This is a genomic window from Microcoleus sp. PH2017_05_CCC_O_A (assembly GCF_020738785.1).
In the GTDB taxonomy this organism is placed as follows: Bacteria; Cyanobacteriota; Cyanobacteriia; order Cyanobacteriales; family Microcoleaceae; genus Microcoleus.
This window is the reverse complement of record NZ_JAEQCB010000010.1, coordinates 1-11,662: the sequence shown is the minus strand read 5'-3', so window position 1 is coordinate 11,662 and position 11,662 is coordinate 1. Positions and strand designations below refer to the sequence as shown.

At 46.0% G+C, this 11,662-nt stretch carries 11 protein-coding genes and 5 pseudogenes; 5 read left to right on the top strand and 11 right to left on the bottom strand.

Translation table 11 applies throughout. The features are described from left to right. Positions 1-70: 70 nt before the first annotated feature. From JGK20_RS03570 to JGK20_RS03540, 7 genes and pseudogenes are all read right to left on the bottom strand, one after another. Positions 71-538: a hypothetical protein gene (locus JGK20_RS03570; RefSeq protein WP_293180051.1), complete on the bottom strand. Its 468-nt coding sequence runs from the start codon at positions 536-538 to the stop codon at positions 71-73. Then, complete coding sequence (locus JGK20_RS03565) at positions 535-1,044, bottom strand: hypothetical protein (RefSeq protein WP_293180054.1); 510 nt, start codon at positions 1,042-1,044, stop codon at positions 535-537. The genes JGK20_RS03570 and JGK20_RS03565 overlap by 4 nt, the downstream gene beginning before the upstream one ends. Before the next feature lie 72 nt (positions 1,045-1,116). Then, a complete protein-coding gene (locus tag JGK20_RS03560; RefSeq protein ID WP_293180057.1) occupies positions 1,117-1,335 on the bottom strand; it encodes a DUF433 domain-containing protein in 219 nt (72 codons plus the stop codon). Positions 1,336-1,422: 87 nt separating this feature from the next. Then, positions 1,423-1,638, bottom strand: a pseudogene (locus tag JGK20_RS03555) (CPBP family intramembrane glutamate endopeptidase); the annotation flags it as partial. Then, complete coding sequence (locus JGK20_RS03550) at positions 1,631-2,062, bottom strand: hypothetical protein (RefSeq protein ID WP_293180059.1); 432 nt, start codon at positions 2,060-2,062, stop codon at positions 1,631-1,633. The pseudogene JGK20_RS03555 and the gene JGK20_RS03550, both read right to left, overlap by 8 nt. Beyond that, the gene (locus JGK20_RS03545; RefSeq protein WP_293207149.1) at positions 2,055-2,273 is read right to left on the bottom strand and encodes a hypothetical protein; all 219 of its coding nucleotides are present in this window, start codon (positions 2,271-2,273) and stop codon (positions 2,055-2,057) included. The genes JGK20_RS03550 and JGK20_RS03545 overlap by 8 nt, the downstream gene beginning before the upstream one ends. A gap of 130 nt (positions 2,274-2,403) precedes the next feature. Beyond that, positions 2,404-3,234, bottom strand: a complete 831-nt coding sequence (locus JGK20_RS03540; RefSeq protein ID WP_293229361.1) for a type II CAAX endopeptidase family protein — start codon at positions 3,232-3,234, stop codon at positions 2,404-2,406. A gap of 212 nt (positions 3,235-3,446) precedes the next feature. Between JGK20_RS03540 and JGK20_RS03535 the strand changes: the two genes are divergently transcribed. From JGK20_RS03535 to JGK20_RS03515, 5 genes are all read left to right on the top strand, one after another. Then, complete coding sequence (locus JGK20_RS03535; protein ID WP_293180065.1) at positions 3,447-4,895, top strand: GTP-binding protein; 1,449 nt, start codon at positions 3,447-3,449, stop codon at positions 4,893-4,895. A 132-nt stretch (positions 4,896-5,027) separates the two neighbouring features. After that, the gene (locus tag JGK20_RS03530; RefSeq protein WP_293197023.1) at positions 5,028-6,428 is read left to right on the top strand and encodes a 3' terminal RNA ribose 2'-O-methyltransferase Hen1; all 1,401 of its coding nucleotides are present in this window, start codon (positions 5,028-5,030) and stop codon (positions 6,426-6,428) included. A 59-nt stretch (positions 6,429-6,487) separates the two neighbouring features. Then, the gene (locus JGK20_RS03525) at positions 6,488-6,748 is read left to right on the top strand and encodes an AbrB/MazE/SpoVT family DNA-binding domain-containing protein (protein WP_293180071.1); all 261 of its coding nucleotides are present in this window, start codon (positions 6,488-6,490) and stop codon (positions 6,746-6,748) included. Beyond that, on the top strand, positions 6,742-7,065 hold the full coding sequence (locus JGK20_RS03520) for a type II toxin-antitoxin system PemK/MazF family toxin (protein WP_293180074.1): 324 nt from the start codon (positions 6,742-6,744) through the stop codon (positions 7,063-7,065). Before JGK20_RS03525 ends, JGK20_RS03520 begins: the two co-directional genes overlap by 7 nt. A gap of 12 nt (positions 7,066-7,077) precedes the next feature. After that, positions 7,078-9,687, top strand: a complete 2,610-nt coding sequence (locus JGK20_RS03515) for a polynucleotide kinase-phosphatase (RefSeq protein WP_293229358.1) — start codon at positions 7,078-7,080, stop codon at positions 9,685-9,687. A 234-nt stretch (positions 9,688-9,921) separates the two neighbouring features. On the opposite strand, the pseudogene JGK20_RS03510 reads toward JGK20_RS03515, so the two are convergent. The 4 pseudogenes from JGK20_RS03510 to JGK20_RS03495 form a co-directional block, all read right to left on the bottom strand. After that, positions 9,922-10,353: pseudogene (locus tag JGK20_RS03510) on the bottom strand (Uma2 family endonuclease); the annotation flags it as partial. 117 nt (positions 10,354-10,470) lie between these two features. Further along, positions 10,471-10,977: pseudogene (locus JGK20_RS03505) on the bottom strand (Clp protease N-terminal domain-containing protein); the annotation flags it as partial. 18 nt (positions 10,978-10,995) lie between these two features. After that, positions 10,996-11,175 (bottom strand): annotated as a pseudogene (locus JGK20_RS03500) (helix-turn-helix transcriptional regulator); the annotation flags it as partial. Positions 11,176-11,390: 215 nt separating this feature from the next. Next, positions 11,391-11,662 (bottom strand): annotated as a pseudogene (locus JGK20_RS03495) (Uma2 family endonuclease); the annotation flags it as partial.

Here is an 11,662-nt window from a genome sequence, read left to right as displayed (position 1 = left end):
TTTGGGAAAATTACTGTCAATTTGCCAATGCTTTCTGTAGAGACAAGTCTGCTGAAATAGTCTGGTTTATTTACGGAGGAGTTGGTGCTGATTTAGGATGGGTTCCCGCGTAATAAACAAGCACCTTGCGTTTGTGTTCATCCGGTACATAAAATACTCTGTCTGAACTTGTTACTTCGTATTCCCACGCACCTTGATAAAGTTTGCCTTTTAACGGAAAAACTCTCCTCGGTTTTCTCACCATCGGGCTAGTACATAAATCCTGATAGCAGCGACGAGTATTCTCAGGGGCGCGTAACAATAAAGCTTCCCAATCTCGGTTAACCCGTCGGTTTTTCGCTACTACTAACCAGGGCGATTCAGGCAATTGCACGATAATTTCGGCTGCATTTTCTTTAGTAGATAGGGATGTTCGGGGTGCTGTAAGTGCTTCTTCAGGTGGGATTACCAACTCGGAAATCACGGGTACAGGTACGGAAAGTTCTTCAGAGGAAACGCCAGTTTCTGAATCGTCTGGAGTAGGTGGAGTGTGGGTCATAACTGAGTCGATTCAGTAGTGCTTTCTATTTGAGGTGGTGTCAGCAAAACTTCGTCAATTTCATCGCTGAAAGCTGCTGCGAGTTCCGGGCTAGAAATTGCTTTAGCGCTTTCATGCCATTCATGAATTACAATCTCAATCTGATTCCATGCGCCAGATTCCGACTCAGCAAGTCGGTAAGCTTTTTCTAATTCAGCAATCAATTCGCACAGTTCATCTGAGTCAAATACTGTCAGCCAGTGATAGGGATTTGCTGAACTAATCGCTTCTCCCAATCGCAGCCGGTAAGCAGCGGCACTTACTTCAAATACAGTCAAAGAAAGCGTCGCAGCTTTTACCCACAGCGTCATCTCTTCCCGGCGCAGTAAAGCAAAATGCTGGTCGTTGCGAGTGATAGTGACAGGGTGTTCCATCGCCAAATCTAGCACTCGATTCAGTTGCTGGTTCAATTCTGTTGCGGTAATTAATTCATCGCCGTAAATAAGGCGCGAAGATTTACTTAGCATGGTTTTTGCGTTTTTATGAATTCAGTATAACATAATTATCAATTAACTACGTTAGCTAAGATCGGCTTAATTCTACGCCACCATCGCAATCAATTGTTTTCTAAGAACTTCCAAGAGAGCAATTACTTGCTCCCTAGTTACAGTGGGAAATCCATCTAAAAAATCATCAATTGACTCTCCGGCTTCTAAATAGTCAAAAAGTGTTTGGACAGGAACCCTAGTGCCAATAAAAACAGGTGTTCCGCCCATGATTTCACCAGAAATGCTAATTATCTGAAAATTCTGAGACATAAGCCTAAGTAGTTGTAGGGTGTGGATCCTGCGATAAATTCCTAACTCAATACCAACAATCTGATAGATCCGCACCTGATGGATATATTACAAACCTTTGGACTGTTCCGATATCTGCCGCATTGCCACAGCCAACACGCTCAAAAACAATAGCCCGATCGCACCAGCCAACGGATTGCCGTTAATTCCTGTCACCCAATCCGGGACAGAGCCAGAATATCGCACTAACTCTCCGACGTTAATTATATAGTATCCCCAGACTAAACCTGCATGAATCCCGATCGACAAACCCAGCCTATCTTTGCTCTCCTCTCCTTTTAGGACTAATTTCAAATAATAATTCAGCCCGGTATAAGCAGACATCAAACTCCAGAAAGAAATTCATGTGTCCTAGAATTAATGGAGCATTCCTGTCTTTTGTCCAAGCAAAAGCTAAATCCACTGGAGGAAAGCGCTCAATGTTCGCCCTCAATACCAAAGCCCGCGCCTCAAACCTAGCCAAATTGCCTCCTAATGGAACAGAAAGTGTTTGACGTTCCCAAATTGCTCCTAATCTTAATCCCATTTCGTAGGGCAATACGTTAACACTAGAACCTGTATCTAGCAAGCCTGATGCACTTAAAGAGCAATTCTGATAAGTTAAAGTTAGTGGCAAGTAAGGCAATGTACTTAATGCACCCAGTTGCGGATCGATTTCGGTAAACGCAAATCTGACTTTATCAACCATGTTTTACTGCTTTTTCTTCTGATAATGCCTTTGCTAATACAGCAGCGGCTTCAAAAGAGTTGTAGGAATTAGTGCTAGATACTTTGCCTTGCTCTTCTAGCGGAACTATACCTGATTCTTGGAGTAATTCTGATACGATAAAATGCAGTAGTAAAAGTTTGTCAGTGTGAGGCAAATTTTTCACGAGTGGTAGAAGTTCAGCAAGCTGCATAAAAAGTTCCCCAGGTTGGTTGTAGAGTAGAATAATTGGCGGTTTAAACCGCGTCTATACAAACGATGTCCCTCTCTAAGAGACTATAGAATCAAGGGTGAAAATTTGGGAAGAAGGACTAAAGTCCTGACTACAAACCTTTGGACTGTTGGGACATCTGCCGCATTCCCACAGCCAACACGCTCAAAAACAATAGCCCGATCGCACCAGCCAACGGATTGCCATTAATTCCAGTCACCCAATCCGGCACAGAGCCAGAATATCGCACTAACTCTCCGACGTTAATTATATAGTATCCCCAGACTAAACCTGCATGAAGCCCGATCGACAAACCCAATCGATTTTGACAACTTCGCTTTGCCAAAACCAGGATCAAACCCAGCAACAACAGCCCCGGAAACTGAGGCCAAGTCCGCAGCATTGCCTCCACGGGTTTGATAAAATGAGATAGGGCAAACACCAGACTGTTCGCCCGCACAGACATCGGATAACTGTAATCCCGCTGCAACTCGTCGAACAACCAACCCCGGAATACCAACTCCTCTGCAAAACCCACTCCCAGGGCGCTTAATAGCCCTTCTGCGATGATTCTCGGCAAATTATGAGAATTTTGCCATGCGACAAAGCCGAGCAGCCCTTGCACAAAAAATAGGGTGAAAGTAATCGAAATGCCGATCGCCAATCCCGTCAAAAGCTCAAAACCGTTTTGTCGCGTATTTACTAAACCATAACTTTTGAGCAATTGCGTTTGTCTGTAAACCTGTTTTCCCCAGCGCGGAAGTAGCAACAAAAACTCGGTAAACAGCAATCCCATTGTCAGAATGGTTGCTAGGTTACTATCTTTAACTAAGAGATAAATTGGTACGGCTAGCGGTAGCCAGATTGCTGCTAAGATTAAGAGGAAAATTATTACACGTAATGGAAATGGATAACTGGCTATTATTTGGAGGCGGTTAATCATTGTTGTAAATTAAACAAGTTTTACATGATATCTGTAGGGACACAGCATTGCTGTGTCCTTACCAGGATGAGGACACAGCATTGCTGTGTCCATACCCGGATTATAAACACGCCATTGCCCTACCCCTAATGTACAAAGCCCACAGAAAAAGCTAGAATAGCATCATATCGGTAGAAACTTTAAGTAAAGCAAAGCTATAACATCAGGTAACAATGACTGAAGTATCGGATTTTTCAAATGTCGATCGCGAATTAGACGACACAATATTAAGCTTCGCAGACATTCAAGCAGAACTAAACCTGCGCCGCGCCAAAGATGCTCTGCGAGATATAGTAGAAAATCTCGATTTGACAGCACAAGAGCGAACTGGACTGGAGCCGGAAATTGGCGGCTTGGAAACCATGCTCGACAAGCTAGAGCGCGCTTGCGTGCAAATCGCTGTGTTTGGGATGGTAGGAAGGGGAAAATCTTCGGTTTTGAACGCGCTTTTGGGTCAAAATGTGTTTGAAACGGGCCCGACTCACGGGGTGACTCGCACCACAACTATTGGCCAGTGGGATGTCGGAGATGGTGTTGATGATGATTTACCCGATAGACTTTCGCCGGTTATTTACCGTTTGTCGCAAGTAGAATTAATCGATACTCCGGGAATTGATGAAGTTGACGGCGAAACTCGCGAACTTTTAGCCCGTCGCGTCGCGCAACAAGCCGATTTGATTTTGTTTGTGGTGGCTGGCGATATTACAAAAGTAGAATACGCAGCACTTTCGCAGTTGCGGGAAGCCGGAAAACCGATGTTATTAGTGTTTAATAAAATTGACCAGTATCCCGATGCAGACAGGCTGGCAATTTATCATAAAATCCGGGACGATCGCGTGAGAGAATTGCTATCTCCCGATGAAATTGTGATGTCGGCGGCTTCACCTTTGACAGCGCAGGCGGTGCGCCGTCCCGACGGAAGTATGGGAGTAAAAATGACGCGCAGTTTACCACAAGTACAAGATTTAAAATTAAAAATTTTGGAGATTTTAGACAGAGAAGGTAAATCTTTGGTGGCGCTGAATACGATGCTCTGTGCGGGGGATATTAACGAGCAGTTGGTGCAGCGAAAAATGGAGATTCGCGATGATGCTGCTAACCGGATTATCTGGAATGGGGTAATGACTAAAGCTGTGGCGATCGCCCTGAATCCAATTACAATAGTTGATATTCTCAGCGGGGCGGTAATTGATGTGGTGATGATATTAACTCTATCTAAAGTTTACGGCATTCCGATGACCGAAGCGGGGGCGGTGGAATTGCTGCAAAAGATTGCGATTAGTATGGGGGGAATTACTGCGGGGGAATTGTTAGCGAATTTTGGCTTAAGTTCTTTGAAAGGATTGCTGGGTTTGGCGACGCCGGCGACGGGTGGTTTGGCTTTGGGGCCTTATGTTTCTGTGGCTGTGACTCAAGCTGCAATTGCTGGGGTTTCTTGCTACGGAATTGGTCAAGTTACTAAGGCTTATTTGGCTAATGGTGCTTCTTGGGGTGATGATGGGCCGAAGGCTGTGGTGAGTAAGATTTTGGCTTCTTTGGATGAGGATTCTATTTTAAATCGGATTAAGGATGAATTGCGCGCTAAGTTGAATTTGGGAAGTGTGGAAAAACAGCAATCTTAGTAGTCAGTAGTCATTAGTCAGTAGTCAGTAGTCATTAGTCATTAGTAAAAAGAAGTAATTATGAAATAACAAACACCAATTCCCAATGCCCGATGCCCGATGCCCGATGCCCGATGCCCAATTCCCAATATTATGTTATTAACTATCTCCACAACTCGCGTCCCTGCTACGGATTTAGGCTATTTGCTGCACAAACATCCCGATCGCCTTCAATGCTTCCCGATGACTTTCGGACAAGCCAGCGTGTTTTATCCTGAAGCAAATGCAGACAAGTGCACGGCAGCTTTGCTGTTAGATGTCGATCCGGTTGGTTTGGTGCGCGGTAAGACCAAATCGGGCGATCGCCCTTTAGAACAATACGTCAACGATCGCCCCTACGTAGCCTCATCCTTTCTCAGTGTCGCCCTCGCCCAGGTCTTCCGTACCGCCCTATCCGGGCGCTGCAAAGACCGTCCAGAACTCGCAGAAACTGCCATTCCGCTGACAGTTAAGCTGTCGGTTTTGCCCTGTCGCGGGGGCGAGAAGTTCCTGCGCCAAATGTTTGAGCCGCTGGGCTATCAAGTCGCAGCAAAACCGCTGATTCTTGACGAACAATTTCCCGAGTGGGGCGCGAGTCCTTACTTTGCTGTGGAACTGCAAAATACAGTGCGGTTGGCGGATTTGTTGAGTCATCTTTATGTACTAATTCCTGTCTTAGATGACGATAAACATTATTGGGTGGGCGATGATGAAATCGAGAAGTTATTGCGTCACGGCGAAGGTTGGTTGAACTCGCATCCCGCCCGCGAACAAATTGCCGATCGCTATTTGAAACGCCAGCGCCGTTTGACTCGCCTTGCTGTGGCACAATTAGCAGAAGAAGATAATCTTGACTGCGATGCAAGCGAAGTTTCTCGTGCTTTAGAAGAGGAAGTTTTAGAACAGCGAATTAGCCTCAACGAACAACGTTTAGAAGCTGTGATGACTGTTTTAAAAGCCCGCGGTGCTCAGCGAGTGGTAGATTTGGGCTGCGGTGAGGGAAAACTGCTGCGATTGCTTTTAGCCGAAAGTGCGATCGCCCAAATTACCGGAGTCGATGTGTCTTTTCGGGCGTTGGAAATCGCTAAGGAACGATTGCAGGTCGATCGCTTTTCTCCCGCACAGCAATCTCGCTTACAATTGATCCAAAGTTCCCTGATTTATCGGGACAGCCGCTTGACTGATTTTGACGCAGCAGCGGTGATTGAGGTGATCGAACATCTCGATTTAGAACGGTTGGCTGCTTTTGAACGGGTTTTGTTTGAGTTTGTGCGGCCGAAATTTGCGATCGTCACAACTCCCAACGTTGAGTACAATGTTCGGTTTGAAAACTTGCCGGCGGGTAAATTTCGCCACCGCGATCACCGCTTTGAGTGGACGCGCGCAGAGTTTCAGACTTGGGCGAATGGGGTGGCTGAACGGTTTGGTTTTAGGGTGGAGTTTCGATCCGTTGGATCGGAGGATTTAGCACTTGGTTCGCCTACACAAATGGCAATATTTGCTTTGATAGAATAACTGCTACAGTTTTTTGTGCTTACAATGTAGTTAAACTTGGAAAAAGGCAGGCTTCAGCTATGAGCAAATCTATCCAAACCCAGATAATTAAAGTCGATCGGTCTCAAGGAATTCGCATTCCTAAATCTTTATTAGAGCAAATTGGTATTAGTGAAGCAGTAGAAATCGAAGTTCAGGGCGATCGAATCGTCATTCGTGCAGCTATAAAACCGCGTGCTGGTTGGGAAGAAGCGTTCGCAAAAATGGCAGAACAACATGATGATGTCCTGCTTGATGATGTCATAACTACTGAGTGGGAGGAGAATGAGTGGCAATGGTAGTCAAACGTTTTGATGTTTTTTTAGTTAATCTCGACCCCACTGTTGGCAGTGAAATTAAGAAAACAAGACCTTGTTTAGTGATTTCACCCGATGATATGAACAAGCGCATTTCCACTGTCATCATTGCTCCAATGACAACGAAGGGGCAAGCATATCCCAGCCGGATAGCTTGTAATTTTCAAGGCAAAGATGGACAAATTATCCTGGATCAAATTCGGACTGTTGACAAAAATCGATTAGTTCAATATCTCGGTAAAATCAGCGCTGACGAACAAAAAGCTGTTTTAGATATTCTGGCGCAGATGTTTGCTGAATAATATTATTAAACCATGAAAATTACAATTCCCGAACTATCTTTAGTCCTGCTCATCGGTGCATCGGGTTCCGGCAAATCTACCTTTGCGCGCCAGCATTTCCAACCGACAGAAATCATTTCATCCGATTACTGCCGCGGCCTGGTTTCCGACGACGAAAACAATCAAGCGGCTACCGCTGATGCTTTTGAAGTGCTGCATTTAATCGCTGCTAAACGTCTGGCTGCGGGTAAATTAACTGTGATTGATGCTACGAATGTGCAGCCAGAAAGTCGCAAACCGCTGTTAGAATTAGCCCGAAAATATCATTGCTTTTTAGTAGCAATTGTGCTGGATTTGCCCGAAAAATTGTGTGCCGATCGCAATCAACAGCGTCCAAACCGCAATTTTGGCAGTCATGTCATTCGCCGCCACGTTCAAAATTTAAGACGATCGCTCCGAAATCTCGATCGCGAAGGCTTCCGCTACGTTCACATCCTCCGTTCCCCAGAAGACATCGCAGCAGCCCAAATCGAGAGACAACCGCTGTGGAACAACCGCAAACAGGACACAGGCCCCTTTGACATCATCGGTGACGTTCACGGATGCTGTGGCGAATTGTCACAATTGCTGCAACAGTTGGGCTATCAAATTGTCGAACCATCCAGCGCATCTGGCTTTTGGGATTATCCCACCTACGCCCATCCAGAAGGTCGTAAAGCCGTGTTTTTGGGCGATTTGGTCGATCGAGGCCCGCGCATTCTCGACACCCTCAAACTCGTCCGCAACATGGTAGCAGCATCAACCGCTTTGTGCGTCCCCGGAAATCACGACATCAAATTATTGCGAAAACTCAGCGGCAAAAATGTCAAAATCAACCACGGACTCGAACAAACCTTAGCAGAAATTGCAGATTTACCGGATGAATTGCGCGAATCAGCAGTTAGCGAAATTAGCCAATTTCTAGATAGTTTAATCGGGCATTACGTCCTCGACGGTGGCAAATTAGTCGTCGCCCACGCCGGAATGAAAGCAGAACTTCAGGGACGCGCATCGGCCCGCGTTCGAGATTTCGCATTGTACGGAGAAACCACAGGCGAAATCGATGAATTCGGCTTACCAGTCCGCTACAATTGGGCCGCAGAATATCGAGGTCAAGCTGCTGTTGTTTACGGACATACCCCGATTCCCGAAACAGAATGGTTGAACAATACTGTTGATATTGACACAGGCTGCGTTTTCGGCGGCAAGCTAACAGCTTTGCGGTATCCTGAAAGAGAATTTGTCAGCGTTCCTGCTGCGATGATTTACTGCGAACCAGCCAAACCGATCGCATTTCCATCCATTGCAACTCCAGATAACAGTTTTCCCGCCACAAATCTCACCGCCCAACAGCAGTTTGATGACGTGCTGGATATTGCCGACGTGCTCGGAAAACGCATGATTTCAACCAGGCTGCAACGTAACATAACAATTCGCGCAGAAAATGCGATCGCAGCCCTAGAAGTAATGAGCAGATTTGCCGCCAATCCCAAATGGCTGATTTACTTACCGCCCACCATGTCTCCCGCTGCTACCTCCCAAGAACCCGGACTTTTAGAACATCCAGCCGAAGCCTTTAACTACTACCAACAGCAGGGCGTATCAACAGTTGTCTGCGAAGAAAAGCACATGGGTTCCCGTGCAGTTGTCATTGTTTGCCGCGATGAATCGGCGGCCAAACGGCGCTTTGGGATTCTCAACAACAGCATTGGCATTTGTTACACCCGTACAGGTCGCCATTTCTTCGATAATTCTACCTTAGAAACCGAGTTTTTAACGCGGGTAAATCGCGCTCTTTCTGCCAGCAATTTTTGGGATAAATTTAAAACCGATTGGGTGTGTTTGGACTGCGAATTAATGCCTTGGTCTGCCAAAGCTCAAGGTTTATTGCAAGAACAATATGCTGCCGTGGGAACCGCATCCCGTCACGGGTTTGCAGAGGCGATTCAGCAGCTAGAACAGGCGAAACAGCGGGGAGTTGAGGTTGATTCTGTGTTGGCTAGCTACCGGGAACGAGCCGATTTAGCCGATCGCTATGTCAATGCCTACCAGCGCTACTGCTGGCCCGTGAAATCCATCTCCGACCTCAAGTTAGCGCCTTTCCACATCTTGGCAACCGAGGGAAATGTTCACACCGATCAGAATCACTGCTGGCACATGGAACAGATAGCAGAAATCTGTAATTTTGACCTAGAATTGCTGTTAGCTACTGAATATAAAGTAGTGAGAATTCCCGATCTTGACAGTCAATTGGCAGGGATTCAATGGTGGGAAAAAATGACTGATGCTGGGGGAGAAGGGATGGTGGTTAAACCGATGGAATTTATTGTGAACAATAGCAAAGGACTCGTACAGCCTGCGATCAAATGTCGCGGTAAAGAGTATTTGCGAATTATTTACGGCTTGGAATATTCTTTGCCGGAGCATTTAGACAAATTGCGATCGCGCGGGCTTTCCGGGAAGCGTTCTTTAGCTTTGCGAGAGTTTGCTCTCGGTGTAGAATCGTTGGAGAGATTTGTGGCTGGTGCTCCGTTGAGACAAGTCCACGAGTGCGTTTTCGGAGTTTTAGCGATGGAGAGCGAACCTGTTGATCCGAGATTGTAATTTGGTTCGTAGTGAGGACTTCAGTCCTCTGAATATGCGGACTTTGTGCGTGTAGCAGCGGTTTCAACCGCCGATCGATTGAGGTATATCTAACCCGGATTTGGTATAATTCTCATGCTTCTCTATTCAGCTCGATCGCAAAAATAGATCGAAAAAACTCTCCCTTCTCTCCGTAATCTCTGGCGCTGGAGCGTTTAATTATAGCAGATTGGAAGTTTCGATCGCAGATATTTTCTAAAACATCGGCGACCAAAGATTTGCCACCGGAATTTTCCAACCGGGCAGTAACTCCGGCACTGTTAACACATCCCGATCGCGCAATGTTGCGATCGCCCCTTCAGAGCGATATATCGTGACTGTTTGCTCGTCAGGATCGATCAGCAATCCTACCTTAACACCCAAGGCGATCGCTGCTTGTACTTGCTCCTGCAATCGAGGCGATCGATCGACAACAGATTTAATCTCAACAAACATATCCGGTGCTAATTCTGGATAGATGCGAGGAACTCGTTTGAGACGTTCGGCAGCAACAAATGCGATTCGAGGAGTTAGCACATTACCATCAGGTAAGTGAAATTCGGTGCGATAGCCGATCGCTCGTCCCAATTTACGCGGCTCGATCCAAGCAAATAACAAAGCACAAAAACGAGCGCTAATTTCGGCAGAAACAAAGTCAGTTGTTGAATTATCGCTAGATCCCACTATCGAAGCAGCTTGTTGGGTTGATTCGCTCTGGGATTCAATTTGGGCAGCAATTCCTAAATCTTCTCCTCTTGTAGTAGCAACTTGCAATACTTGTTGCTCTAGCACTTCTAGATCTATTTCTAAGTTCTGGAGAACTTTTACAGCCACCCCTTCTCCTTTCTCTGTGAGGCGATCGGGTTTATCAACTCGCAACAAGCCCAAAAGTAGGTGTTCGGTATCAATATAAGAATGCCCTAATTCACTAGCCGATCGCGCCGCACAATCGAGCAAAGATTTTGCTCTCGCAGTAGGAGTAAACGCCTTTCCTTTAGTGACAAATCCGTTGCCACGACCAATAATTTTTTCTACTTCAATCCGTGTGGCTCTGAAATTCACTCCTGCCTCGTTCAGAACCCGAGCTGCAATTCCTGTTCCTTCCTCGATTAATCCCAGCAGAATTTGCTCCGTGCCGGCCCAATTATGACCCAGGTTGCCTGCTTCTTCTTGAGCCAACTTAATAACTTTAATCGTTCTGGGGGTAAATCTGTGAGCGAGCGGTGTTTCGGGCAAGTTAGAAAAATTGGAAGGTGATTGCTTTGCAAACATTGTTACTTCCTCCTGCGAGAAAATCGCTTCGATAGGGATGTTAAATAGTTGGGCAATTTTGAGTGCTAATGGCAGACTCGGGTCATATTTACCCGCTTCTAAGGCGTTAATTGTTTGGCGGCTGACACCCAAGCGTTCTGCTAGTTGTGCTTGCGACCATTGACGTTCGGTTCTGAGAACGCGGATCTGATTTTGCATAAATTTTTGCCTCAGCTTGCAGCACGAACCTATTCAAGCCGTATCTTTAGTGTAATACGTGCTTTACTTAATGTCAAGTATGTTTTACATAAAAATTTGATGCGGGCGATCTCGCCCTCACGACAAAGCTTTGCGGGCGATCGCGCTCTCACTACCTCTGGTTAAACAAAAAAAGGCAGTCGGCACACCTACCTTAAAATAGTTGCGGGAGAAATCTATTCATTTTCTCCTATTAATCGCTGCGCCTCCGATGTCGATAAATTCATCATTTGTGCAACTTGCTCTAAATTCATTCCCGAATTTAATAGGTGAGAAATCAGCGATCGCAAAGCTGATTCCGCCGCCAGCCGTGCTTGTTGTTCCGCCAGCCGTGCTTGTTGTTCCGCCAGCCGTTCTTGTTCTGATTGCTGGTAAGTCTTCAGAAACTCTCCTGTTTGAGGATTTCTGAACCTTAATTCTCCAGAAACTAAGTGCAATTCCAGTCCCA